Below are 23,643 nucleotides of genomic sequence, written 5' to 3'. Positions count from 1 at the left end.
CGCTAAAATCGCTTATCTGCTATGATCGTTTCCATGAAAAACCCGGATATTCAGGCGCGTCTGTATGCAGGCGTTGATGGCGGCGGCACCAAATGCCGCGTGCGTCTGCGCGACGCCGCCGGTCAGTTGCTGGGTCAGGCCGAAGGCGGCCCGGCCAATATCCGCCTCGGCCTCAACATGGTCTGGGCCAATATGCTCGACGCCCTGAGCCAGGCCCTGCAACAGGCCGGACGCAGCGACGCCTATGAGCATATCGCCATCGGCCTCGGCCTGGCCGGCATCGCCGATGCGGGCGATGTCGAACGTACGATCAAGGCCGGGCCGCGCTTCGCCCACTGCGATGCGGCGTCCGACGCGCACACCGCCTGCCTCGGCGCTTTTTCGGGCCGCGACGGCGCCATTCTGATCTCCGGCACCGGCAGCGCAGGCTATGCCTGGGTCGGCGGTAAGGCACATCCGGTCGGCGGCTGGGGGTTCGAGGTCTGCGATTATGGCTCCGCCGCCGATCTGGGGCGGGAGGCCATCCGAATCGCCTTGCAGGCCGTCGATGGTCTGGCGCCGAAAAGCGCCTTCACCGACGCCATGCTGCGCCAGTTCGGCGGCCATCCGGCGGACATCGTCCACTGGGTCACCACCGCCAAGCCGCGCGATTACGGCGCTCTGGCGCCGATGATCATGGGCTACGCCAATCAGAACGATATCGTCGCCGTCCCTCTAGTGGAGAAGCAGGCGCACGATATTGGCCGCTATATCGCCCGGCTGATCGAATTGGGAGCTGACAAGGTCTGTCTGGTCGGCGGCATGGCGCCGGTGTTCGCGCCGTGGCTGTCGCCCGCCGCCCGCAGCGCGCTGGCCGAGCCGGAACAGGACGCGCTGGACGGCGCCATTCTGATGGCCCACGGCGCCCCTAATGGCCTGACGCCGACGAAGGTGACCGCATGACGCCGTTGCTGGAAATCTGCGTTGATACGCTGAACGGGCTGAACGCCGCCATAACCTGCGGCGCCGACCGCATCGAGCTGTGCGCGGCCTTGAGCGAAGGCGGGCTGACGCCATCGCGCGGCTTTATGGCTTTGGCGGCGGAGGCGGGCTGCCCCGTGCGCGCCATGATCCGCCCGCGCGCCGGGGATTTCACCTATAGTGGTGGCGAACTGGCCGTCATGCGCGCCGATATCGCCGCGGTCGCCGAGGCCGGTCTGGCGGGCGTCGTCTTCGGCGCCAATCAGGCTGACGGGGCGCTCGATCTAACCGCGCTCGAAGACCTCTGCCGCCAGGCGCAGGATTTCGGGCTGGAGACCGCCCTGCACCGCAGTTTCGACCTGACGCCCGATCCGTCCGCCGCGCTGGAGGTCGCCATCGCGCTCGGTTTCGACACCGTGCTGACCTCCGGCGGCGCCCGCAGCGCGCCTGAAGGCGTCGCGACCTTGCAGGCGCTTGTCGCGCAGGCGGCGGGCCGCATCGAAATTCTGGCGGGCGGCGGCGTACGCGCCGACAGCGCCGACGGGCTGATCAGGGCAGGTGTTCTGGCCCTGCACGCCTCCTGCCGCGCGCCCTTGCCGCTCCGTCGCGACCGCGCCACAGAGCTGGGCTATGTGACGCCCGACCTGCGCGACACAGACGCGGCGCAGGTCCGCGCCTTACGCGACCGCATAACGGTCCTTACCGGGGAAATCGCATGAGCCTGGACACGCTGACGCAACGCCCGACCTTCGCGGACACGCTGGGCCGCCTGTCCAAGGACGATCCGGCGCCGCTCTATCTTCAGCTTCAGCGCGTGCTGCGCGAGGCGATCCAGAACCGCCGCCTGCATCAGGACGACGCCATTCCGCCGGAACGCGATCTGGCTGAGGATTTCGATGTCTCGCGCATCACGGTGCGCAAGGCGATCGACGGTCTGGTCAGCGAAGGCCTGCTGACCCGCCGTCGCGGCGCCGGGACGTTTGTGGCCTCGCGCGTCGAAAAGAGCTTCTCCAAACTGTCCTCCTTCTCGGAGGACATGCTGTCGCGCGGACGCAAGCCGCATTCGGAGTGGGTCTATAAGAGCGCGGGCGCGGTGACGCCGGAGGAGTCGCTGTCGCTGGGCCTGTCGCCCGGCGCGCTGGTCTATCGCTTCCACCGCATCCGCTATGCCGACGGCCAGACCATGGCGCTCGAATATTCGACCCTGCCCGGCTACTGCCTGCCCTCGCCCGAAGCGGTCACCACCTCGCTCTATGAGGCGCTGGAAAAGACCGGCCATCGGCCGGTGCGCGCCCTGCAACGCCTGCGCGCCGTCGCCTTCACCGCCGAACAGGCCGAACGTCTCGGCGTCAAGCCCGGCGATCCAGGCCTGTTCATCGAACGGCGCGGCTTTCTCAGCGACGGGCGCGCCGCCGAATTCACCCAGTCCTATTATCGCGGCGACGCCTATGACGTGGTCGCCGAACTGAACGACATCAGTTGATTTGAAAAGCAGACCATGACCATGCCCTCCCCCAGCCTCGCCACGCTTAAAGCCGACCAGACCCTGATGTTCTCAGAAGCGTCCGAAGGCGGCTATGCGGTCGAGCGTTTCTTAAACCACAACCGCGCCGCCTTGCAGGCGCTGGGCGCGCGCCTGAAGGCCAGCCCGCCGACCTCGGTGGTCACCGTGGCGCGCGGCTCGTCCGACCACGCCGCCACCTTCGGCAAATATGTCATCGAAACCCATACCGGCGTGCCGACCGCCACGGCGGCCATGTCGGTATCCTCGATCTACGCCGCCCCGGTGGCGAGCGGCGAGTCGCTGTGCATCGCCATTTCGCAGTCGGGCCGCTCGCCGGACCTTCTGGCCACGGTCGAGGCGCACCGCAAGGCGGGCGCCTATGTCGTGGCGCTGGTCAATGACGAGGACAGCCCGCTGGCGGCTCTGGCCGATGTGCTGCTGCCCTTGCGCGCCGGACCGGAAAAGTCGGTGGCGGCGACCAAGTCCTACATCGCCTCGCTGGCCGGTCTTGCGGCCATCGCCGCGCACTGGTCGGGCGACGACGCCCTGCTGGCGGCGCTTGACGACCTGCCCGGCCTGCTGAAGCGCGCCTTTGCGCTCGACTGGTCCGCCGCGCTTGATGTGCTGGAGGACGCGCGCAACCTGTTCGTCATCGGGCGCGGCTATGGCTATGCCGTGGCGCAGGAGGCGGCGCTCAAGCTGAAAGAGACCTGCGCGCTGCACGCCGAATCCTTCTCCGCCGCCGAGGTGAAGCACGGGCCGATGGCGATTGTCGGCGAAGGCTTCCCGATCCTGGCCCTGGCCACCTCCGATGCGGCGGGCGACGCGGTGCGCGAGGTCGCCGCTGAATTCGCCGGACGCGGCGCACATGTCTGTCTGGCCAATGCCGAGGGCCCGGTCGCCGGAACCCTGCACCTGCCTGCGCTCACCGCCCATCCGGCGCTGGAGCCGATCCTGCTGATCCAGAGCTTCTACCGCCTCGCCAACAGCCTGTCGCTGGCGCGCGGCCTCAATCCCGACACGCCGCCGCACCTTAACAAGGTGACGAAAACCGTATGAGCCAGATCACCTTCATCAATGGCCGCATTGTGACGCCGCAGGGCGTGGTCGAAAGCGCCCTGAGCGCCACGGGCGAGACGATTACCGCCATCGGCGACACGCGCACGGGCGAGATCATCGACCTGGAAGGCGGATGGCTGCTGCCCGGCTTTATCGACACCCAGGTCAATGGCGGCGGCGGCGTCCTGTTCAACGATGAGACCACGGTTGAAGGCATCGCCGCCATCGGCCGTGCGCATCGCGCCTATGGAACGACGGGTTTCCTGCCGACCCTGATCAGCGACGAGCTGAGCGTGATCGACAAGGCCATGCGCGCGGTCGAGGACGCCATCGCGGCGGGCGCGCCCGGCGTGCTGGGCGTGCATATCGAAGGCCCTTTCATCTCCAAGCAGCGCAAGGGCATCCATAACCCGGACCTGTTCCGCACGCTGGACGCCGAGTCCAAGGCCCTGCTCAAGAGCCTGAAGCGCGGTCGGACGCTGGTGACGCTGGCGCCGGAAAACTGCGCGCCGGAGGATATTCGCGAACTGGCCGAGGCAGGCGTGATTGTCGCGGCGGGCCACACCAATGCGACCTATGCGGAGACGAAAGACGCGCTGGCGGCGGGCGTCACCGGCTTCACCCATCTGTTTAACGCCATGTCGCCGTTACAGCACCGCGCGCCCGGTGTGGTTGGCGCGGCCCTGGAGAGCCAGACAGCCTATTGCGGCCTGATCGCCGATGGCCACCATGTCGATTGGCCTGTGCTGAGCATCGCCCTGCGCACGCGACCGCACGACCGCTTCATGCTGGTCACCGACGCCATGCCGACGGTCGGTTCAAAGACCAAGAGCTTCGTGCTGAACGGTCAGCCGATCCATGTCGAGAACGGCGTCTGCGTCGGTCCGGATGGCACGCTGGCCGGATCGGACCTCGATATGGTCACGGCGGTGCGCAATATGGTCGAGCATGTCGGCGTCAGCGTCGACGACGCCGCTGTGATGGCCGCCACGGCGCCCGCGCGCTTCTTAGGGCTGGGCTCCGCGCGCGGATCGCTGGTTCCCGGGCAGCGCGCCGATCTTGTGTGGCTGGATGACAGGCTGAACCTGAAAGCGACCTTTATTGGCGGTCATAACGGCCTGGCGCTTGCGGCGGAATAGGTAAAATTTAACCACGGAAAGCACGGAAAGCACGGACACAGAATCCTGTTCAAGGAGCGGACAGGAAGCTCGAAATAACGCGTTTTGCACGCCGCTCATGTCCGTGCTTTCCGTGCTTTCCGTGGTTCAAAAACCCGTTCAGGCGATAATATCGGGGCGGATCTTGTCTTCGATCTTAGTGATCTGGTCGCGTAAGGAGAGTTTCTTGCGCTTGAGGCGGGCGATCAGGATCTGGTCGGGCAGCGGCACGATCTCCAGCGCCGAAATCGAGTCGTCGAGATCCTTATGCTCCTGCTTCAACAGGGCCAGTTCGTTGCGCAGCTTAACCGTATCAGCGTTGATCGGCAGTTCGCGCACGCGATGTTCGTCCAAGGGCTTTACCTGCGCGGGCGGCACCAGTTCGAGCCGGGCAAATTCGGCGTCGGTGCGCTCGGCGACGCGGCGCTCGACATCCGCATCCAATTTGTCGCCCTCGACCACATGCAGACCGTCCTTGCCGCGCAGGCTGCGGATATGGGTGTCGTCGTGCATGTGAGGCCCCGGCCTTTCGTTAAAGGATTGAAGCTTTGAGACAATTCGCGTTTGCGAGGCTTTAAGTATAGCGCAGAAAATCGCCTTTGGTAAGGGCCTCGACCAGCCGGGTCAGCGCATCTTCGGGAATGGGACCGCCCCAGGCCGCTGTTGCGGCGCGTAAAGACGCGGCAACGTCCTGATTCAACATTGATTTCCTATCCGAAAGCGCCGCCAGCCGCGTCAGCAAAACTTTTTCCGCCTGCAATTCCGCCACCTTGACCTGCGCGCGCAGGGCCAGCCGTTCGGCCTCATCGCCCGCCGAAATTTCGGTCTTCAGCCGCCGCCGCGCGTCGCGCAAGGGGAGGATCACGGCCTGCCAGTCGCGCGCGATCTGCGCCGCCTCATCGGCTTGCGACGCTTCGCCGCGCCACGCCGCCCACAGCAGCAGCGGCACGCATTGCCCGTGATCGTCCTGCAAGTTGAGGCAGGCTTCGGCCACGCCCTCGCCTGCATAGGCGCGCACGGCCCAGTCCCACAGATCAGAGCTCAATATCTTCGCCCCAGCGCGTCATCGGCGCGTCGATGTCGAACAGGTCGAGCGCGCGCGCCACGCTCTGGCTGACCATGTCGTCGAGGCTTTGCGGCTTCGTGTAGAAGGCCGGGACCGGCGGGGCGACAATGGCGCCCATCTCGGTCACCGCCGCCATAGACCGGATATGGCCGAGGTGCAGCGGGCTTTCGCGCACCATCAGCACCAGCCTGCGCCGTTCTTTCAGGCAGACATCCGCCGCGCGCGACAAAAGGCTCGACGTCACGCCGGTGGCGATCTCGCTCAGGGTCTTGATCGAACAGGGCGCGACCAGCATGCCGAGCGTGCGGAACGAGCCTGACGCGATGGCCGCGCCGACATCGCCCGGCTTATGCACGACATCGGCCAGAGCCTGCACGTCATTAAGGCTCATCTCGGTTTCGGCGCTTAAAGAGAGGGCCGCCGCCTTGGAGACGACGAGGTGCGATTCCACGCCCGCCGCGCGCAGCATCTGGAGCGCGCGAATGCCGTAAACTGCTCCGGACGCGCCGCTTATGGCGACAATAAGACGCTGATTTGCTGATGTTTTGGTCATTGTTCGCAAAAAATATGTTTAACGCCGCAGCAACCGAAATTCTCGCGTTTCCGTGATCGGATGAAACGGATTGTGATTCTACATTCGCTTTGGACGGGTGTTCCCTTGAGGGGTCGGACACGGGGTCCGGCAATGAAGCCCTGAAGGATATTGCCAATGACTATCGAAGCGAGAGTTCGTGAACTCGACCATCGTCATCAATCCCTCAAATCGATCATTGCCCGTGAAGAACGCAGCCCATCCGTGGACTCTCTATACCTTAGCGAACTGAAGCGAAAGAAGCTAAAGCTCAAGGAAGAAATTGAAAGGATTAAGACCGTCATGCGACAGGAAGCCAGCGAGGCGACCCTTCAGTGAGAGGGGGTGGTTCTTTTTTTCGTTTTAGTCTCAGGCGCGCGCCGTAAGCCCATATGGCAGGCGAGCCCGAAAAATCCCCGGCGGCCAGAACCGCCGGGGATTTTTTCATTCTGACTGAGAGTTGTTTACGCTCAACTCTTATCCCCCGCATGGTCCGGGGCGAGCATAGACAGGGAATCGCCGGAGCGCCAGCTTACAGCGTCTCGATAAAGGCGTTGATCTGTTGCTCCAGTTCGGTGGCGCGGTGGGCCAGGTCCTGGGCGACGCTTAAGACGTCGCCGGCGGCGCGGCCGGTTTCTTCGGCGGCCTGGGAGACGCCGTCGATATTGGCGGCGACTTCGCGCGTGGTGGCGGCCTGTTCTTCGACCGCGCCCGCTATGGAGGCGCTGATCTCGTTGACCTGGGCGATGACGCGGGCGATGGCCTGAATCCCGGCGGCGGTCGAGCGGGTCGAGTCCTGAATGCCGCCGACCTGATGGCCGATCTCGCTGGTGGCCTTCGCCGTCTGGCTGGCCAAAGACTTGACCTCGGTGGCGACGACCGCGAAGCCGCGCCCGGCCTCGCCCGCGCGCGCCGCCTCGATGGTGGCGTTGAGCGCCAGCAGATTGGTCTGGCTGGCGATTTCGGCGACCACGCTCGATACCGCGCCGATCTTGTCCGCCGAGTCGAGCAGGCCGGTGACGCTGGCTTCGGAATCGCGCGTCTGATCGACCGCGCTGCCGACCACGCTGGTCGCGTCATTGAGCCGCCCGGCGATTTCCGCCACCGCCGCCGACAGCTCCTCGGTGGCCGCCGCGACCGCCTGTGACTGCATGCTGGTCTGTTCGGCGCCCGCCGCCAGAGACTGCGCGGTCGCCTGCATCTCGGTCGCTGACGAGGCCATGACATTGACAAGGGATTTAACGTCCTCGGACAGCTTGACCGCGCCGGTGATCACGCTCCAAGTCACCATCGGCCCGATATAGTCGCCCGATGGCGACATCAGCGCCGAGACGCGCAGGTCCAGCCTCTGATCGCCCAGGCTGATCTTGGCGCGACGCGGCAGGTTTTTGGGATCGGCCAACAGGCGACGCTGATGCTCAGGGTGCTTGTGGAAAATGTCGATATTGGCGCCCAGCACCTGATCGGCAGGGATCGGCAGCACATGCTGCACCGATTTGAGCGTGTTGAGGCTGGTCTTGTTGATATAGGTGATGTTGAAGTCGAGGTCGCACATCATGACGTTGACCGGCATGTTGTCCATCATCTGCAACAGCTTCCGCGTCTCGGCCTCGATGCGCGCCTGTTCGGTGACCAGCGACCAGGTCAGCATCGGATAGAGATAACGGCCCTGCGCGTCGGTAATGGCGGTGACCAGCAGGTCCAGCACCTCGCCGCCGACGCGGATGCGCGTCTTGTGCGGCAGGTTCTTCGGGTCGCGCAACATGCGGCGTTGGTGCTCGGGGTGTTTGTGGAAGACGTCGATCGAGGTTCCGACCAACTGATCCGCCCGGACGGGCAGCACATGCTCGATGCGGCGCATGGTCTCGCGCGTCGCGTCGTTGATATAGGTGATCCTGAAATCGTCCAGCTCGCACAGCATGACGTTGACCGGCATGTGTTCGACCATCTGACGGAAGGCGGCGTCTGGCAGATCGCGCTGCGCCCCCCTGAAAAAGGTTTGCTTTAACGCCGACTGTAACATGGTACGCCCCTCCGCGCAGAGGCCATACTCACGACTTGGGGCCCTTGCGACTTACAGGGTAGCAAACAAGGTTAACACAACCTTTAATAAAGAGGGGGTTCAGCGGCGGTCAAATTGTCGCAGGCGATTAGCTCATCTTCACCGTGCGGATCGAGAACTGGCTGACCAGTTTCGACACGCCGGGCATGGTCGATAAGACGTCGCGATGCACGTCCTCATAGGACAGGCTTTCGCGCAGCACGATCTTGAGCAGATAATCCGCTTCACCCGACATCAGGTGGCATTCTTCGATGGCGGAACAGGCGATGGCGGCCTTTTCAAAGCGCTCGAACGTCTCGCGGCGCTGGTCCTGAAGCGTGACGTGGACGAAGACCGTGCCCTGCTTGCCCTGCACGTTTTCGGCGATGACGGCGCGGTAGCCCGCGATCACGCCCTTCTGCTCCAGAATCTTGACGCGGCGATGCGCCGCCGAGGGCGACAGGCCGACCGCCTTGCCCAGGTCCGCCGAGGTGGCGCGCGCATCGTTGCGCAACACCCGGATCAGCTCCCGGTCGAAGGAATCGAGATCGGAAAATTTATCGCCGCTAACCATAGGTATGAGAATATATCCATCAGATTGCCAATTCAAGTCATAAGATTTCCAGAATTTGTCACGCGCTTCGGATCATAATCGACCGCATAACGCCATTCCGGTTGCGGAGAGACCCCCATGAAAATCAGCGTACCCAGGGAAATCAAAAATCACGAATACCGCGTCGGCCTCGTGCCGCACGCCGTCGCCGAACTGGTCCATCACGGCCATCAGGTGTTTGTCGAAACGCAGGCGGGCGCGGGCGTCGGTTTTTCGGACGACGACTATATCGCGGCAGGCGCCACGATCCTGAATACGGCTGAGGAAACCTTCGCGGCGGGCGAGATGATCGTCAAGGTCAAGGAGCCGCAACTGGTCGAATGCGCGCGGTTGAAGCCGTCGCAGACCCTGTTCACCTAGCTGCATCTGGCCGCCGATAAACCGCAGGCCGAGGCGCTGATGGCGTCGGGCGCGACCTGCATCGCCTATGAGACCGTGACCGAGCCGCAGGGCGGCCTGCCCCTGCTGCGGCCGATGTCCGAAGTCGCGGGTCGCATCTCCGTGCATGTCGGCGCCACCTATCTGCACAAGGCGTTTGGCGGACGCGGCGTGCTGCTGGGCGGCGTGCCGGGCGTTGCCCCGGCGAAGGTCGTGATCATCGGCGGCGGCGTCTCCGGCGTCAATGCGGCCCAGATGGCGGTCGGGCTGTCGGCGGACGTCACCCTGTTCGACATCAATCCGCACAGGCTGATCGAGATCGACCAGATGTTCCATGGCCGCGTCAAGACCGCCTATTCCTCCAAAGCGGCGCTGGCCGAAGCCGTGCGCGAAGCCGATCTGGTCATCGGCGCCGTGCTGATCCCCGGCGCGGCGGCGCCGAAGCTGATCAGCCGCGACATGCTGACAACCATGAAGCCCGGCGCGGTCATGGTCGATATCGCCATCGACCAGGGCGGCTGCTTCGAGACCTCGCACGCCACCACCCATCAGGAGCCGATCTTCATCGTCGATGGCATCGTGCATTACTGCGTCGCCAACATGCCGGGCGCGGTGGCGCGGACCTCGACCCTGGCGCTGAACAACGCCACCCTGCCCTTTGTGCTGAAAATGGCCAATATGGGCGTCTCCGCCGCCCTGGCCGCCGATCCGCACCTGATGAACGGGCTGAACATCGCCAATGGCAAGATCACCTATAAGGCGGTCGCCGAGGCGCTGGATCTGCCCTTCGCGGCGTAACGCTTTCTCCTTCGCCGCTTTTCTCCCCCGAGCGTAGCGTGCCTGACGCCGCCAGTTGCAGACTGGCGGCGTCTTTTTGATCCATATCCACATGCGGCGCGTATGGATGTTGGCGTCTCTTTCCGCGCCCTGCGCCCGAAGCCACCTTGTACCCCCTCCCGGCTTCGGGCGTTTTTTTATCGTCTCACATTAAACTGTCATCCGACCGTCGTAAGCAGCGACCCGGAGCGCCACAGCGTATGGAATCGCTTTAAAGCTCCTGCACAATCGCTCTGGAGACCGGATCATGACGCGCAACGCCGCCCTGCTGTTGAAAACCCTGCTCTTGTCCGGCGCCGCCGCGCTTAGCCTGACGGGCGCGCCGACGCTGGCGCAGATGACGAACGCCGCGCCGCCCGCCGCCGCAGCGCCTGCGTCGAAGCCGCACAATGTCATCATCTTCGTCGCCGACGGCCTGCGCTACGGCATCGTCAACAAGGACACGGCGCCGACCCTGGCGGCTATTCAGACCACGGGCGTCGATTTTCGCAACTCGCACGCCATGTACCCGACCGTCACCACGGTCAATGCCTCGGCCATCGCCACCGGCCACGGCATCGGCGACACCGGCGAATACGCCAACAGCCTCAAACTGCCTTCCCTGCCGGTCGCGCCGAACAAGCAGGTCCACGGCATGGAGAACGACCTCGTCCTGAAACAGACCAATGCGGCCTATGGCGGCAACTATCTCGACGAGATGAGCCTGCTGCATCTGGCGCGCGACGCCGGTTTCCAGACCGCCGCCATCGGCAAGGAAGGCCCGATCCTGATTCAGGACATCGCCGCCGCCGACGGCAAATCGACCCTGATCTTCGACGATTCGACCGGGACAAATTGGGAAAAAGGCCATCCGGTGCCGCTGCCCGACGACGTGGTCGCGGCCATGAAGGCTGCGGGCGTGGAAACCGAGGCGCGCGACCGCGGCCTCAATGAATATCCGGGCGCCTACAATATGCCGGGCGTTCAGGTGGCCAACATCTATCAGCAGCAATGGTTCGTCGATGTCGCGACCAAGGTGGTGCTGCCGCGCTTCGCCAAAGACGGACGCCCGTTCGCCATGGTGTACTGGTCGCGCGATCCGGACGGCACCCAGCACAATCAGGGCGACAGCCTGAACCAGTTCTCTCCCGGCATCAACGGCCCCACCTCGCTGGCCGCTGTGCGCAACGCCTCGGACAATCTGCAGGCCCTGATCGACGCGCTGAAGGCGCAAGGCCTGTACGACACGACCGACATCTTCGTCACCGCCGACCACGGCTTCTCGACCATCAGTCGCCAGTCGAAAACCTCCTACGCCAAGACGCTGAGCTTCCCCGACGATACGGTGAAGGGCTTCCTGCCGGACGGTTTTCTGGCCATTGACCTGGCGCATGCGCTGAACCTGCCCCTGTCCGACGCCTACGGCCTGCCGATCGACTATCACAAGGGCTTCCATCCGAAGGGCGCTGGCCTGCTCGGCGCCGACGCCAAAACGCCCGACGCCACCGTGGTTGAAAGCGGCGGCTCGGACCTGATCTATCTCGATCCGGCCAAGGCCAAAGACCTGGCGCCGCGCATCGTCAAGTTCCTGACCGAACAGGACTATACCGGCGCGATCTTCGTCGATGACGGTCTCGGTCCGATCCCCGGCGCCCTGCCGATGAGCGCGGTCGGTCTGGAGGGCAAGGCGCTGACCGAGCGCCCGGCCATCTATGTCAGCTTCGCCGATTTCGCCCTGCCGTCCTGCGTCAAAAAGTGGAAGAACCCGGAGGTCTGTTCGATCCTGGTTTCCGACACCGGCCTGCAACAGGGGCAGGGCCAGCACGGCGGCCTGACGCGCGCCAATACGCGCATCTTCATGGCGGCGACCGGCCCCGACTTCAAGGCGGACTTCGTGGACGCCTCGCCGGTCTCCAACGCCGACATCACGCCGACCCTGGCGCACGTTCTCGGCATTGCGCTCAAGCCGGTCGGCGATTTGCAAGGCCGCGTGATCGGCGAGGCGCTGACCGGCGGGCCGGAATCGACCGCCTCCACCGCCACCGTGACGCGCTCCACGCCCGCGGCCAACGGCTTCGTCACCGTGCTGGAATCGCAGCATATCGGCGCCGTTCCCTATCTCGACGCCGCCGGCATGCCGGGCCGGGTCGTCGGTCTCAAGACGCAGAAATAGCCGCGCGGCCGTCATGCGCCTGTCACAAATTTCGTTGGACAAGTTACGTTTCCGAAAACATAGTAAGAAAAATAACGCCAACGAAAACGGGGACAGGGCATGGCGCGCGCGCCGGTAATACGCCGCATCGGGGCGGAGGAACTGGAGATCGTGCGCGAACTGGCGCTGATCATCTGGCCCAAATGCTACCGCTACATCATCGGTCCCGACCGGGTCGACGCCATGCTGGCCGTGCTGTACGCCACCGACGCCCTGGAAGCGGAAATGCAGGCCGGTCAGGTCTTCTGGGTGGCGCGCGTCGGCGATATGGATGTCGGCTACGCCTCGGCCTTGCTGGACGGCGAGCGCCTGTGGCTGAAAAAACTTTATGTACGTGACGATTTTCGCGGCCACGGCCTCGGCAAGGCGCTGATCGACGCGGCGCTGGCGCAGTTTCCGGCGCGTGAGCTGGCGCTCAACGTCAATAAGGATAATGCGCCCGCCATCGCCTATTACCTGCGCACTGGCTTTACGCAGGAGGCCGAGACGCCGGTGCGGATGGGACCGTATGAATTTACCGACTATGTGATGCGCAAGACGCTTTAAGCGATAACGCTAACACCGAAAAAATTCGCTTAAACCCTTAACCTTACTCATAAATTTACCGCACTTTGCGCTTCACAAGGGCGTGATGCGGCGCGTATGCAACTGTCAGGCGAGCGTAAGTCGTGTTAAGATCTTAACGTAGCGTAAATGTACATTATGGCCGCAGGTCGCAACATTCCCGCCCTATTTTTGCGCCGATCAGAGCGTTCCCTGAAGTTTCAGCGTCCCTTGAGTCTTCGCCACGGAGCCTACGTCATGTCCTATTCTCCCCGTTGCCGTCTCATTTCCGCCGAAGACCTCGACATCGTCCACGATCTGGCCATGCAAATCTGGCCCAAATGCTATAAGCGCGCCATCGCGCCGACCCAGATCGACGAACTGGCCAGCGCCCTGTTCGACCTCGATCGCCTCGAAGACGCCATGGATGGCGGTGAAAGCTTCTGGGTCGTCCGCGTCGGCGATAACGACGTCGGCTTTATCTCGGCGCGGCTGGACGGCGCCTATATCCGCATCTCGCGGCTATATGTGCTGCCCGATTACCGCGGCTTCGGTCTTGGCAAGCTGCTGGTGCAGGCGGCGCAGGCGCATTTCGGCCCGGCGCAGCATCTGGCCGTGCTCGTCAATAAGGATCATGACGCCTCGGTCGATTTCTGCCTGCGCGCCGGTTTTGCCATCGACCGCGAAATCGCCACCCAGGTCGGCCAGTATGGATTCACCCATTATGTGATGCACAAGGATCTGGGCGCTTAACGCCGCAACACGACCACGGCCAGCCACAGCATCAGTCCGGCGGCGATAAGGTCGAGAACGATCTTGGCCTCAAGGTCGAAGCTCGCGCCAAAGCCGATGAACATGAAACCGCAATTGGCCCATACCGCGCCATAGGCGGCGGCGAGATCATGCGCTCGCCCCCATCCCGGCGACGCCTGCCAGCGCGGCACGAAGATCAGCATCAGCGCCGCCAGGACCAGAGCCGCCGCCACCGGTGCCGCTGGCGGAACCAGCGGAGCGATGCCGAAGGCCAGCACCACCAAGCCGAACAGCGCCGCGCCGACGCCTGCGCTAAAGACGAGCAGCACCAGCGGATGCGGCGGCGTCAGCGCTCTGGCGGGCGCCGCCAGCCGGCGCCGGGCCGGCCCCACGGCCAACGCCACGACGATCAGCAGCGCCGTTGCCGAAACCACAGCCAGATCGACCGGCAGGACATAGGGCGGCAGGTGGAACACCTTAGGGCGCGCGACGATGTTCCAGCCGTACCAGGCCATCATGCAGGCCGGAACAAACAGGAGGATCATCGGGATCATGCCCCAAAGATTGAGCCAGCCGCTCTCACGGCGCTGCGGATAGATCAGTTCGCATAACGCCACCGGGATCAGCACCACGAAGATCGCTTCATAAAGCGCGGCCCAGAGAAAATAGATGTAGTTGAATCCGAAAGCCCGCCCGTATTCGACGCCTTTCAATTTGATCACCAGAGGCGCGAACGAGGTCTGCTGGATCAGCAGTTCCTCGGCCATGGCCAGAGCCAGGGCCAGCAGGACCAAGTTGAGCCAGCCCAGCCGGAACCGCCGCACGGCATAACGGGCGAATACCGCGCCGGATCCCCAGATCAGCATCTCGATCGGGAAAACATAGGCTGACGAAGCGCGCGTCGCGCCCGGAAGTAGCTCGGCGATCAGCGGCGCCATAAGCATCAGGGTCAACGCAGGCAGCGCCTTATAGAACCAGGATTTTTTCACGGAATCAGCAGGCTCGGACATGACGATTTTTCTTTCATTCTGAAGATTTCTTATATATAAATATCTTATGTTTAAGATAAATTCAAGCGCGCGTCCGCCCGGCGGCGACAGGCTAGGTCGCGAGCTGGCCACCGCCGTCATCGCCTTTCATGAAAGCCTGGCGCGGCGCGTCGGCATGAGCGCCGCCGAAAGCCGCGTCCTGACCAAGCTGAATGAGCTTGGCGTCGCCACGCCGTCCAGGCTGGCGCAGGAAACCGGCCTGACCACGGGCGCGATCACCGGCATTGTCGACCGACTGGAAAAGGCCGGATATGCGCGACGCGAACCGAACCCTGACGACCGCCGCAGTCTGCTGGTGCGTCCGGACAATCAGGACCGGCTGTTTGCGCATATGGGGCCGGTCTTTGCTTCCTTGAGCGCCGCCATGTCGGACATGGCGTCACGCTATACGCCGGAGGAACTGGCGGTCGCCGCCCGCTATGTCGAGGACATGACGCGCGTGCTGCGCGCCGAAACGATGAAGCTGAAAGCGAAGCCCTGAGAACCGCATGCGACCGGTTTTGCTTTTGCCGCCCTTCAATTTGGGGTAAGAGGGTCCATATTAAGGATGTGGGGGCGGACATCTTCGGCCCCCGGTCATGAGCCAGGGAGCTGCTCACATGAAATTTTCGCGCGTTGTCGGTCTTGTCGCCATGCTCGGCATCGTTGCCGGTCTGGCCGGTTGCGGCGTCAACACCATCCCGACCAAGGAAGAAAACGCCAGGGCCAAGTGGTCCGAGGTCGAGGTGCAGTACAAGCGCCGCGCCGACCTGATCCCGCAACTGGTCGCCACGGTCAAGGGCGAGGCCGCCAATGAGCGCGGCATCCTTACCGACGTGATCAATGCCCGCGCCTCGGCCACAAAGGTGTCAGTGGACGCCTCGACCATCACCGACCCGGAAAAGTTCCAGAAGTTCCAGCAGGCGCAGGACGGCCTGTCCTCGGCCATCGGTCGCCTGATGGTGATTCAGGAGCAGTATCCGACCCTGAAGTCCAATCAGGGCTTCGAGACGCTGATGGACCAGTTGGAAGGCACGGCCAATCGGATCTCGATCGCGCAGAAGGATTATAATGACGCGGCGCAGGACTATAACACCACGCTGCGCACCTTCCCGAGCATCATCTGGGCCAAGACCATGTATTCGGGCTCCAAGCCGATGCAGTACTTCACTGCGCCCGCAGGTTCTGACGTCGCGCCGTCGGTCGATTTCTCCGACTCCGCCGCGTCGAAGTAAGCCGGGCGCATGGCCGTATTCAAACGCCTTTGTTCCGGCGTCTTGCTGGCCGCCGCCGTGCTGTTCGGCGCGGCGGTTGCCCACGCTGACCCGAAGTTTCCTGATCTGAACGGACAGCGCGTCGTCGATGACGCGCATATCCTGTCGGACGCGACCAAAACCGATCTGACGCTGAAACTGCGCGGGCTGGAGCAGGCGACGACGGACCAATTGGTCGTCGTCACCGTGCCGGACCTGCAGGGCTATCCGATCGAGGATTACGGCTATCAACTGGGCCGTCACTGGGGCATCGGCCAGTCGGGGCAGGAAAAGGCGTCCAATGGCCAGACCTATAAGGATAACGGCCTGCTGCTCATCGTCGCGCCCAATGAGCGCAAGGTGCGCATCGAGGTCGGCTATGGGCTAGAGCCGGTGATGACCGACGCCATGTCGGGCCTGATCATCCGCAACGCCATCCTGCCGCAGTTCAAGGCGGGCGATTATGACTCCGGGGTCGAGGCCGGAACCGACGCCATCATCCAGCAATTGTCGCTGGATCGCGGCGTCGCCATCCAGAAGGCGCAAGAAGCGCAGCAGCAGGCCGAGTCCGGCAAGCATGATGGCCTGCCCTTCCCGGTCATCATCTTCATTATCATACTAATCGTGATCTTTTCGCGCGGCTGGCTGCCGTGGTTCGTGCTGGGCAGCCTGTTTGGCGGCGGCGGACGCGGCGGCGGCTGGGGCGGAGGCGGTGGTTTTGGCGGCGGTGGCGGATTCGGCGGCGGCGGGGGCTTTTCCGGCGGCGGCGGATCGTTCGGCGGCGGCGGCGCGTCAGGAGGCTGGTAGATGGCGAAACTCAATATTGACCATGCGCGCGTCAACGCCGCCATCTCGCAGGCCGAGGCGACGACCTCCGGCGAAATCACCTGCGTGATCAAGGCGAAGGCGATGGATTATCCTGAAACCCCGCTGGCCTGGGGGTTCGGCGCGGCGTTGGTCTTGCCGCTGGTCGCGGCGCTGTTCGGCGTGTCGCTCAGTGAGCTTGTGTCATCGCATCTGCCCTCGGCCATCGCCGGATGGGAGGCGTCGCACGTTACGCAGCACGCCTATAATCACGTGCAGGACATCGCGCTCTACGGCCTGAGCCAGATCATCGTCTTTCTGATCGTCTATGCTTTGGTGCGCTTCACCGCGCTGAAAATCTGGCTGACGCCCAAGGCGATCAAACACCGGCGCGCGCACGAAAAGGCGACGGAGCAATTCTATGCGCGCGGCCTGCATCTGACCGCCAACAATACCGGCGTGATGATCTTCTGCGCCTTGCAGGAGCATTACGCCGCCGTGATCGCCGATTCCGGCATCCATGCGCGCGTCGATCAGGGGCTATGGAAGGACACGCTGAGCGTGCTGCTGACCCATATCAAGAAAGGCGACCTGACCGGCGGCTATGAGGCGGCCATCGCGCGCTGCGGCGAGGCCCTGACCCAGCACTTCCCGGCGGGCGATGAAAATCCCAACGAACTGCCGGACGTGCTGATCGAGATTTAAATATGTTGCGCATATTATTTGCTTTGATCTGGGCGCTCAAATGGTCAAGCCTTTTCTTCGTCGGATATGCTTATAAATGGGGACATGAATATACCCAAGAATTGATTGCTCACAGCTCTCCAATTCCGACATCGCTATACACCCATGCCATCTATATTCATAAAATCTCTCCTGCGTATCTTACGAGCCAGCAGATAACTGAATATTGGATCAGTAATTGGTGCTTCTTGTTTGCAGCGATCCCATTTCTGCTTTTGTGGCAATTGCAGGATTTCATTCGAAATAGGTTTGGGGAGGAACGAGCTTAGTCATGCTGACGCCCGACCTTGCCGAGCTGATGTCCGCCGTCGCCGGTCTGCCCGGCGTTACGCTTGGCAAGGCGTTGCATCAGCCGGGCCTGATGGCGGACGGCAAGCTGTTCGCCTTTCCATATCATGGCGATCTGGTGCTCAAACTGCCAGCCGACCGGATCGACGCTCTGATCGAAAGCCATGAGGCGCGCCGGTTCGAGCGTGGTCAGGGCAGGCCGATGCGGGAGTGGATCGTCCTGCCTGCCGCCAGCCGCTCCGACTGGCACGGCCTCGTGCGCGAAGCCTACAGCTTCGTCAGCGGTCGCGTCACAGAATAGGGGTTTCCTTCGCCGTCATATGCGCGTAAAGACGCCGCCCCTTTCCCGGCGAGACTTGTGATGCGTCCCTATTGCGGCATTGATTTCGGCACGTCCAACTCGGCTGTCTGTCTCGGCGATGCGGCGGGCCTGCGTCTGGTTCCCGTCGAGGGCGAGGCCGTCACCCTGCCGTCCGCCCTGTTTTTCAATTTTGAAACCCATGCCGTCGCCTTCGGGCGCGACGCGGTGGCGCAGTATCTCGACGGCTATGAAGGCCGCCTGATGCGGGCGCTGAAGTCGATCCTCGGCTCCAGCCTGATCGGCGAAACGACGCAGATCGGCGCTGGCCGCAAGGATTTTCGCAGCCTGATTGGCCTCTATATCGCGCACCTGAAGGCGCGCGCCGAGTCGCTGGCCGGGCAGCCGATCGAGGACGTGGTGCTGGGCCGCCCGGTGCATTTTGTCGATGGCGACGAGACGGCGGACCAGCGCGCCGAGGCCGAGCTGCGCGGCATAGCCGAGGCGCAGGGCTTCAAGAATATCGCCTTCGAGTACGAACCTCTGGCCGCGGCGCGCGATTATGCCGAGGGTTTGCGCCGCGAGGAAATCGTGCTGGTCGTCGATATCGGAGGCGGCACCTCGGATTTTTCCGTTCTGAAGCTGGGCTATGCGCGCGAGATTCTGGCCAATGCGGGCGTGCATATCGGCGGCACGGATTTCGACACGCGCCTGAGCCTTAACACCGCCATGCGCGACCTTGGCTATCGCAGCCAGCTTAAAAGCGGGCTGGACATGCCCGGCCTCTATTACCACCAGCTCGCGGCCTGGCATCTGATCAACTTCCTCTATACGCAGAAGGTGATGAGCGGCGTGCGGCAACTGCACCATCAGGCCGCCGACCGCCGACTGACCGCGCGTTTTCTGGAGGTGCTGGAGACGCAGGGCGGTCACGCGGTAGCGGCGCGCATCGAAGCCGCCAAGATCGCCCTGTCGGAGGCGCCAGCATATGTGGCCGACTTCACCGCTGTTTCGCATGGCTGGACGCGAGAGATTACGCGCGAAGCGTTGATGCATAGCGTCAAAAGCGATGTCGAGCGCGTCGTCGCCACCGCCATCGCCTGCGTGCGTGAGCGCGCAGGTCTGGCGGCGGACCGGGTGCAGACCCTGTTCATGACCGGCGGTTCGACCGCCCTGCCCGGTTTTGAAATCGCCATGCAGGCCGCCTTCCCGTCAGCGCGCCTGTACTATGGCGACCGCTTCTCATCGGTGGCCAGCGGCCTTGGCCTGGCGGCGCGGGCGAGATTCGGCGCAGATGAAAATCGTGAGATTTGAGTCCGATAGCAGGCGGCGAGCGACGGCTGTATATGAATACAGCCTAGCGACGCCAACGCACTCGCGGACCAAAGACCGCGATTTTCCTAAGCGGCCAATTGTTCCTTGACCCGCTCCGCCAGCGTCTTGATGTCGAGCGGCTTGGGCAGGAAGGAGACGTTCTTTTCCTCCTCCAGCAGGTCGGAAAACTCCGATTCCGCATAGCCGGAAATGAACATGACCGGCACGTCGCCGATCAGCGGACGCGCCTTTTTGAGCATGGACGGCCCGTCCAGTCCCGGCATGATGACGTCGGAAATCAGCAGGTCGAACTTGCCGCCCTCGGCTTCGATGATGTCGAGCGCCTCCTCGCCGTCGGCCGCCTCCAGCACCTCATAGCCGCGCTGGCGCAGCAGTTGCGCCGCAATGCCGCGCACGATCTGCTCGTCCTCGACGAACAGGATGCGCCCGACGCCGGACAGGTCTTTCGGCACGGGTTTGGCGGGTTTTTCGGGCGCAGGCGCCTCGGTGGGCTTTTCGGTCTCGATCCACACCGGCAGGAAGATGCGGAAGGTCGCGCCCTGCCCCGGCGCGGTGTCGATCAGGATATGGCCGCCCGCCTGATTGATGATGCCGTGGACAGTCGAAAGCCCCAGACCGGTGCCTTCCCCTTGCGGCTTGGTGGTGAAGAAGGGCTCGAACACCTGGGCGACGATCTCCGGTGGGATGCCGGGGCCGGTGTCGCTGACCTCGATCAGGGCCGCGCCCTGCGCCGGGGCCTCGCTCCAGCCATGCGCCTTCGCCTCGTCCTGCGACAGGGCCGCCGTGCGGATCGACACCTTGCCGCCGCCCTGCGGGCGCATGGCGTCGCGGGCATTGACGACCAGATTCATCATGACCATTTCCATCTGCCCCTTGTCGACATGGACATTGGGCAGGTTGCGGCCATAGGCGGTTTCCAGCTTGACATCCTCGCGCACCAGACGGCGCAGCAGCACCTCGGCTTCGGACACCATTTCGCCGACATTCAGGGTCACGCGCTTGACGGTCTGCTTGCGGGCGAAGGCCAAAAGGTTGCGCACCAGATCCTCGGCGCGGGCGATGATCTGGCGCGTGCCGTTGAGATCCTCATAGGACGGATCGCCGAGCGGGTGGTTGAGCAGAAGCTGGTCGTTGCGGAACTTGAAGCCGGTCAGCAGGTTGTTGAAATCGTGCGCCATGCCGCCCGCGACCTGGCCGATGGCCTGCATCTTCTGGGCCTGGACGAGGTTCTGCTCCAGCTTCTTCTGGTCGGAGACGTCGAACAGATATAGGCTGAAACCGCCCGCCACCTGGGTGACATAGACCTGAAGGGCGCGGTCGGACTTGACGCTCAAACTGATGTCGAACGGCCCGGCCTTACCCGATTTCAGCTTTTCCTTTAGATCGGCGCGCGAATTTTCCGTCACCAGGTGAGCGAAATCCATGCCGGTCAGATCGTCGGGCGTTTTTTCGGCCAGGGCGGCGAAAGCGGTATTGAAATCCTCGATCTGCGCCGAAAACAGGTCCACGCCCTTAACCACCGCCGCGCCGAACGGCGCCGCCTCGGCAAAGGCGTCGAGCCGGGCTTCGGGCAGGTCTGAAACCGTCTCAGGCGCGGCCAGAAAACCTGCGTGTTCGACCGCCTGAACCGCGCCCTCATGGCGCAGCATCAGGCCGTTGCCCAGCACGCCTTGCGAGGCGGCGCGCACCAAAGCCATGTCCTCGCCCAGCCGGGAAACCACCATCTCGTAATCGAAACCGCCAAGCCGCACGAGCGCGCGCCCTGTCCCTTGCGCCTTCGCTTCGCGCAGCGCCGTGAACAGTCCCGGCGCCGCATCGCCGCGCGGCAGACGGCGCGCATCGCCGCCCGCGTCGCGCCAGGCGGCGTTGACCGCCAGCACATGCCCGTCATAGGCCGCGACCGCCGCCGGTTCGGTCAGAGCGCTGGCGATGTCGTCGGCGCGAAAGCCTTCGTGGCTCAACACCTCATGCTCGCTGGCGAAGGCGAAGACGCCGAGCAGGATCACCGCCGCGAAGGCGACCAGCAGCGCCGCCAGGATCGCGCCCGGCGGCAGCCGTCCGGCGACCAGCCACATGGCCAGACACACGCACAGGGTTATGGCGCCCGCCATGGCGAACGAACGGGGCGTCGCCGCGCCGCGCAGGCGGGCGATGAGGTCTGCGCCCTTCAGAGGCGCGGCGGCGGCGGGCGTGGCTAAGGACAAACGAAGGCACCTCTTGGAACGGGGCGCGCGGCGGTAACCGGCGCGCCTGTCACGCGAATCACTTGAGCATCATACCCCATTTGCCCGCCATGAGTCGCATGCGGTCAAGCCTCAGAAGCCGCGCTTCTTCCTGGCCAGGATAAAGCTGATCAGCTTGGCGACGGCGGCGAAGTGCGCTTCGGGGATCACGTCATCGATCTCCATGCTGGCGTAAAGGGCGCGCGCCAGCGGCGGGTCTTCGACGATCGGCACGTCGTGCTTGCCCGCCTCGGCGCGGATGCGCAGGGCGACCGAGTCCATGCCCTTGGCGACGCAGACCGGCGCGACCGATTCGCCCAGCTCATAATGCAGCGCCACGGCGTAGTGGGTCGGGTTGGTGACCACCACGGTCGCCTTGGCGACATTGGCCATCATGCGCTGGCGCGATTTCTGGATACGCAGGGCGCGCAGCTTGGCCTTGATGTGCGGATCGCCTTCGGTCTGCTTGTATTCTTCCTTCACCTCCTGCTTGGACATCTTCATCTTTTCCATGAAGCGGAAGCGTTGCCACATATAGTCGGCCCCCGCGCCGACCATCAGGAAGACGCAGACCGCGATCGCCATCGCCCGAAAGGCTTCGCCGGTATAGGGCAGGATAAGCATGGGCGACGCGCCGGTCAGGGCCAGCAGGTCGTTCGCCCGGTTCTTCAACACCATCCAGACGATGAAGGCGGTGGCCAGCAGTTTCAGCACCGTCTTGAAAAACTGCATGAGGCCATCGAGGCCGAACAGGCGTTTAAAGCTTTCAAGCAGGTTGAACTTTTCCGCCAGTTTGCCGAAGTTGAAACCGACCTTTTCCGGCGCGAACATCAGTCCGGTTTGCAGCACATTGCCCGCCACGCCGAACACGATCGCCGTGCCGAGAATCATCAGCAGGATCGGCAGGATGTCCATGAACAGGTCGTGCGCAATGGTCATCCCGCCGTCGCCCTGCAAAGAGCCGAGCAGGGCTTCGGGATGGGCGATGAACGGGACGAGATCGCCCGCCAGGTCGCGGCAGATATTCCCGCCCTGAAAGGCCAGCAGGCCGCACACCCCGACCAGAGACAGGGCCTGCGGCAGATCCTGCGATTTGGCGACGTCACCGGAAGCCCTCGCCTGTTCGAGCTTCCGGCCGGAGGCCTGTTCTGTCTTGTCTTCGCCTTCGGAGCCCTCAGCCATGCGGCCCTCTGACGAAGATGGCCATCAGATCCTGATAATGGTTCAGGAAGGCCATGCCCATGCCGCCCAGCCCCAGAGCCAGCAGCGCCAGGCTGACGATCAGCGATAAGGGCGTGGCGGCGAAGAAGACCGGAAAGTTCGGCATGATTCTGGCCACGAAACCTGTGGCGATGTTGAAGATCAGCGAAAACACGATGATCGGCGCGGCCATCTGCATGGCCAGGGTGAAGGTCTCGCCCACCGTGCGCACCATCAGGGTCGCGCCGTCGGCGTACATGATCGGCTTCGTCGCCGGAAAGATGCTGAACGAATCGACCATGGCGCGGATGAACAGGTGGTGCATATCGGTGGACCAGACCAGCACAAGGCCCAGCATGGCCAGAAACGTGCCGATGCTCGACGAGGGCTGCGCCTCGGCGGGGTTGGCGGTCTGGGCGAAGGAGATGCCGCTGTGCAGCGAGATAATCTCGCCCGACGTGGTCAGGGTGAACAGAAGCACGCGCATCAGCGTCCCCAGCATCAGGCCGATCAGCACCTCATGAAAAATCACACCGGTCATGCCGCCCAGCGTCGCGGGCATGGGCGGCAGGGTATGTCCGACCAGCGGCGACAGGGCCAGGGCCAGCAGCAGCGCAAAGCCGAGGCGCAGGCGCGGCGGCACGGACTGATCGCCCATACCCGGCACCAGCATGACCAGACTGGCCAGACGCAGGAAGATCAGCCCGGTGATCCAGAGCTGCGACGAGGTTCCGAAGACCGATACGATCTGGCTGTTGAGGTCGCCGCTGTCCACGCCGCTAGACAAGCCTCCGGGCA

24 protein-coding genes and 1 pseudogene are annotated in these 23,643 nt (G+C 63.7%); 16 read left to right on the top strand and 9 right to left on the bottom strand.

The genetic code is table 11. From position 1 onward, the window contains the following. Positions 1-33: 33 nt before the first annotated feature. From ACTHLA_RS05060 to nagA, 5 genes are read left to right on the top strand one after another with little or no spacing between them, the layout of a single operon-like run. A complete protein-coding gene (locus tag ACTHLA_RS05060) occupies positions 34-942 on the top strand; it encodes a BadF/BadG/BcrA/BcrD ATPase family protein (RefSeq protein WP_440185995.1) in 909 nt (302 codons plus the stop codon). After that, positions 939-1,679, top strand: coding sequence for a copper homeostasis protein CutC (locus ACTHLA_RS05055; RefSeq protein WP_440185994.1), 741 nt, complete (start codon positions 939-941; stop codon positions 1,677-1,679). The genes ACTHLA_RS05060 and ACTHLA_RS05055 overlap by 4 nt, the downstream gene beginning before the upstream one ends. Then, entirely contained in the window at positions 1,676-2,443 is a 768-nt protein-coding gene (locus ACTHLA_RS05050; RefSeq protein ID WP_440185993.1) for a GntR family transcriptional regulator, read from the top strand. Before ACTHLA_RS05055 ends, ACTHLA_RS05050 begins: the two co-directional genes overlap by 4 nt. A gap of 21 nt (positions 2,444-2,464) precedes the next feature. Beyond that, positions 2,465-3,523 carry an SIS domain-containing protein gene (locus ACTHLA_RS05045; protein WP_440186026.1) on the top strand — a complete coding sequence of 353 codons (1,059 nt, stop codon included), beginning with the start codon at positions 2,465-2,467 and terminating at the stop codon, positions 3,521-3,523. Then, positions 3,520-4,662: an N-acetylglucosamine-6-phosphate deacetylase gene (nagA, locus tag ACTHLA_RS05040; protein ID WP_440185992.1), complete on the top strand. Its 1,143-nt coding sequence runs from the start codon at positions 3,520-3,522 to the stop codon at positions 4,660-4,662. Before ACTHLA_RS05045 ends, nagA begins: the two co-directional genes overlap by 4 nt. A 138-nt stretch (positions 4,663-4,800) precedes the next feature. Here the strand turns inward: nagA and ACTHLA_RS05035 are convergent, their stop codons facing one another. The 3 genes from ACTHLA_RS05035 to ACTHLA_RS05025 form a co-directional block, all read right to left on the bottom strand. Further along, complete coding sequence (locus tag ACTHLA_RS05035; RefSeq protein WP_440185991.1) at positions 4,801-5,193, bottom strand: YdcH family protein; 393 nt, start codon at positions 5,191-5,193, stop codon at positions 4,801-4,803. Between the two features lie 61 nt (positions 5,194-5,254). Then, positions 5,255-5,725 carry a TIGR02444 family protein gene (locus tag ACTHLA_RS05030; protein WP_440185990.1) on the bottom strand — a complete coding sequence of 157 codons (471 nt, stop codon included), beginning with the start codon at positions 5,723-5,725 and terminating at the stop codon, positions 5,255-5,257. Further along, positions 5,715-6,299 carry a UbiX family flavin prenyltransferase gene (locus ACTHLA_RS05025; protein ID WP_440185989.1) on the bottom strand — a complete coding sequence of 195 codons (585 nt, stop codon included), beginning with the start codon at positions 6,297-6,299 and terminating at the stop codon, positions 5,715-5,717. The genes ACTHLA_RS05030 and ACTHLA_RS05025 overlap by 11 nt, the downstream gene beginning before the upstream one ends. Before the next feature lie 156 nt (positions 6,300-6,455). Between ACTHLA_RS05025 and ACTHLA_RS05020 the strand changes: the two genes are divergently transcribed. After that, positions 6,456-6,656 (top strand): DUF465 domain-containing protein, encoded by a 201-nt coding sequence (locus ACTHLA_RS05020; protein WP_440185988.1) that lies wholly within the window; start codon positions 6,456-6,458, stop codon positions 6,654-6,656. Positions 6,657-6,849: 193 nt separating this feature from the next. Here ACTHLA_RS05020 and ACTHLA_RS05015 read toward each other — a convergent pair whose 3' ends face one another. Together ACTHLA_RS05015 and ACTHLA_RS05010 are read right to left on the bottom strand one after the other, a co-directional pair. After that, a complete protein-coding gene (locus ACTHLA_RS05015) occupies positions 6,850-8,340 on the bottom strand; it encodes a methyl-accepting chemotaxis protein (RefSeq protein ID WP_440185987.1) in 1,491 nt (496 codons plus the stop codon). Positions 8,341-8,467: 127 nt separating this feature from the next. Beyond that, the gene (locus ACTHLA_RS05010) at positions 8,468-8,932 is read right to left on the bottom strand and encodes an Lrp/AsnC family transcriptional regulator (RefSeq protein WP_440185986.1); all 465 of its coding nucleotides are present in this window, start codon (positions 8,930-8,932) and stop codon (positions 8,468-8,470) included. Between the two features lie 117 nt (positions 8,933-9,049). On the opposite strand from ACTHLA_RS05010, the pseudogene ald reads away from it, so the two are divergent. The 4 genes and pseudogenes from ald (at position 9,050) to ACTHLA_RS04990 (ending at position 13,673) form a co-directional block, all read left to right on the top strand. Next, positions 9,050-10,147, top strand: a pseudogene (gene ald, locus ACTHLA_RS05005) (alanine dehydrogenase). Positions 10,148-10,433: 286 nt separating this feature from the next. After that, positions 10,434-12,338: an alkaline phosphatase family protein gene (locus ACTHLA_RS05000; protein ID WP_440185985.1), complete on the top strand. Its 1,905-nt coding sequence runs from the start codon at positions 10,434-10,436 to the stop codon at positions 12,336-12,338. A gap of 99 nt (positions 12,339-12,437) precedes the next feature. Continuing rightward, positions 12,438-12,923, top strand: a complete 486-nt coding sequence (locus ACTHLA_RS04995) for a GNAT family N-acetyltransferase (protein WP_440185984.1) — start codon at positions 12,438-12,440, stop codon at positions 12,921-12,923. 255 nt (positions 12,924-13,178) lie between these two features. Beyond that, positions 13,179-13,673 (top strand): GNAT family N-acetyltransferase, encoded by a 495-nt coding sequence (locus ACTHLA_RS04990; protein WP_440185983.1) that lies wholly within the window; start codon positions 13,179-13,181, stop codon positions 13,671-13,673. On the opposite strand, the gene ACTHLA_RS04985 is transcribed toward ACTHLA_RS04990, so the two are convergent. Further along, a complete protein-coding gene (locus ACTHLA_RS04985; protein WP_440185982.1) occupies positions 13,670-14,683 on the bottom strand; it encodes a hypothetical protein in 1,014 nt (337 codons plus the stop codon). The genes ACTHLA_RS04990 and ACTHLA_RS04985 overlap by 4 nt on opposite strands. Before the next feature lie 46 nt (positions 14,684-14,729). On the opposite strand from ACTHLA_RS04985, the gene ACTHLA_RS04980 reads away from it, so the two are divergent. The 6 genes from ACTHLA_RS04980 (at position 14,730) to ACTHLA_RS04955 (ending at position 19,402) form a co-directional block, all read left to right on the top strand. Then, entirely contained in the window at positions 14,730-15,203 is a 474-nt protein-coding gene (locus ACTHLA_RS04980) for a MarR family winged helix-turn-helix transcriptional regulator (protein WP_440185981.1), read from the top strand. 118 nt (positions 15,204-15,321) lie between these two features. Then, positions 15,322-15,936 carry a LemA family protein gene (locus ACTHLA_RS04975; protein ID WP_440185980.1) on the top strand — a complete coding sequence of 205 codons (615 nt, stop codon included), beginning with the start codon at positions 15,322-15,324 and terminating at the stop codon, positions 15,934-15,936. A gap of 9 nt (positions 15,937-15,945) precedes the next feature. Next, a complete protein-coding gene (locus tag ACTHLA_RS04970) occupies positions 15,946-16,761 on the top strand; it encodes a TPM domain-containing protein (RefSeq protein WP_440185979.1) in 816 nt (271 codons plus the stop codon). Continuing rightward, complete coding sequence (locus ACTHLA_RS04965) at positions 16,762-17,463, top strand: TPM domain-containing protein (RefSeq protein WP_440185978.1); 702 nt, start codon at positions 16,762-16,764, stop codon at positions 17,461-17,463. A gap of 310 nt (positions 17,464-17,773) precedes the next feature. Then, the gene (locus ACTHLA_RS04960) at positions 17,774-18,091 is read left to right on the top strand and encodes a hypothetical protein (RefSeq protein WP_440185977.1); all 318 of its coding nucleotides are present in this window, start codon (positions 17,774-17,776) and stop codon (positions 18,089-18,091) included. Between the two features lie 60 nt (positions 18,092-18,151). Then, on the top strand, positions 18,152-19,402 hold the full coding sequence (locus ACTHLA_RS04955; RefSeq protein WP_440186025.1) for an Hsp70 family protein: 1,251 nt from the start codon (positions 18,152-18,154) through the stop codon (positions 19,400-19,402). An 86-nt stretch (positions 19,403-19,488) separates the two neighbouring features. Here ACTHLA_RS04955 and cckA read toward each other — a convergent pair whose 3' ends face one another. The 3 genes from cckA to fliR form a co-directional block, all read right to left on the bottom strand. After that, the gene (cckA, locus tag ACTHLA_RS04950; RefSeq protein ID WP_440185976.1) at positions 19,489-21,627 is read right to left on the bottom strand and encodes a cell cycle histidine kinase CckA; all 2,139 of its coding nucleotides are present in this window, start codon (positions 21,625-21,627) and stop codon (positions 19,489-19,491) included. Positions 21,628-21,738: 111 nt separating this feature from the next. Further along, positions 21,739-22,827, bottom strand: coding sequence for a flagellar biosynthesis protein FlhB (flhB, locus tag ACTHLA_RS04945; protein WP_440185975.1), 1,089 nt, complete (start codon positions 22,825-22,827; stop codon positions 21,739-21,741). Beyond that, positions 22,820-23,632 carry a flagellar biosynthetic protein FliR gene (fliR, locus tag ACTHLA_RS04940; RefSeq protein ID WP_440185974.1) on the bottom strand — a complete coding sequence of 271 codons (813 nt, stop codon included), beginning with the start codon at positions 23,630-23,632 and terminating at the stop codon, positions 22,820-22,822. Before fliR ends, flhB begins: the two co-directional genes overlap by 8 nt. Positions 23,633-23,643: the final 11 nt, after the last annotated feature.

The sequence above is a fragment of the Asticcacaulis sp. genome (assembly GCF_051956075.1).
In the GTDB taxonomy this organism is placed as follows: Bacteria; Pseudomonadota; Alphaproteobacteria; order Caulobacterales; family Caulobacteraceae; genus Asticcacaulis.
This window is presented reverse-complemented; position numbering and strand designations above follow the sequence as displayed.

Coding starts and splice junctions, on each gene's coding strand:
- ACTHLA_RS05055 (WP_440185994.1), top strand. CDS start 939: ATGACGCCGTTGCTGGAAATCTGCGTTGATACGCTGAACGGGCTGAAC.
- ACTHLA_RS04960 (WP_440185977.1), top strand. CDS start 17,774: ATGCTGACGCCCGACCTTGCCGAGCTGATGTCCGCCGTCGCCGGTCTG.
- ACTHLA_RS05010 (WP_440185986.1), bottom strand. CDS start 8,932: ATGGTTAGCGGCGATAAATTTTCCGATCTCGATTCCTTCGACCGGGAG.
- ACTHLA_RS04965 (WP_440185978.1), top strand. CDS start 16,762: ATGGCGAAACTCAATATTGACCATGCGCGCGTCAACGCCGCCATCTCG.
- flhB (WP_440185975.1), bottom strand. CDS start 22,827: ATGGCTGAGGGCTCCGAAGGCGAAGACAAGACAGAACAGGCCTCCGGC.
- ACTHLA_RS04955 (WP_440186025.1), top strand. CDS start 18,152: ATGCGTCCCTATTGCGGCATTGATTTCGGCACGTCCAACTCGGCTGTC.
- ACTHLA_RS04975 (WP_440185980.1), top strand. CDS start 15,322: ATGAAATTTTCGCGCGTTGTCGGTCTTGTCGCCATGCTCGGCATCGTT.
- ACTHLA_RS04985 (WP_440185982.1), bottom strand. CDS start 14,683: ATGTCCGAGCCTGCTGATTCCGTGAAAAAATCCTGGTTCTATAAGGCG.
- ACTHLA_RS05000 (WP_440185985.1), top strand. CDS start 10,434: ATGACGCGCAACGCCGCCCTGCTGTTGAAAACCCTGCTCTTGTCCGGC.
- ACTHLA_RS05025 (WP_440185989.1), bottom strand. CDS start 6,299: ATGACCAAAACATCAGCAAATCAGCGTCTTATTGTCGCCATAAGCGGC.
- ACTHLA_RS05060 (WP_440185995.1), top strand. CDS start 34: ATGAAAAACCCGGATATTCAGGCGCGTCTGTATGCAGGCGTTGATGGC.
- ACTHLA_RS04995 (WP_440185984.1), top strand. CDS start 12,438: ATGGCGCGCGCGCCGGTAATACGCCGCATCGGGGCGGAGGAACTGGAG.
- nagA (WP_440185992.1), top strand. CDS start 3,520: ATGAGCCAGATCACCTTCATCAATGGCCGCATTGTGACGCCGCAGGGC.
- ACTHLA_RS05020 (WP_440185988.1), top strand. CDS start 6,456: ATGACTATCGAAGCGAGAGTTCGTGAACTCGACCATCGTCATCAATCC.
- ACTHLA_RS05015 (WP_440185987.1), bottom strand. CDS start 8,340: ATGTTACAGTCGGCGTTAAAGCAAACCTTTTTCAGGGGGGCGCAGCGC.
- ACTHLA_RS04970 (WP_440185979.1), top strand. CDS start 15,946: ATGGCCGTATTCAAACGCCTTTGTTCCGGCGTCTTGCTGGCCGCCGCC.
- ACTHLA_RS05045 (WP_440186026.1), top strand. CDS start 2,465: ATGCCCTCCCCCAGCCTCGCCACGCTTAAAGCCGACCAGACCCTGATG.
- ACTHLA_RS04990 (WP_440185983.1), top strand. CDS start 13,179: ATGTCCTATTCTCCCCGTTGCCGTCTCATTTCCGCCGAAGACCTCGAC.
- ACTHLA_RS05035 (WP_440185991.1), bottom strand. CDS start 5,193: ATGCACGACGACACCCATATCCGCAGCCTGCGCGGCAAGGACGGTCTG.
- ACTHLA_RS05050 (WP_440185993.1), top strand. CDS start 1,676: ATGAGCCTGGACACGCTGACGCAACGCCCGACCTTCGCGGACACGCTG.
- ACTHLA_RS04980 (WP_440185981.1), top strand. CDS start 14,730: ATGTTTAAGATAAATTCAAGCGCGCGTCCGCCCGGCGGCGACAGGCTA.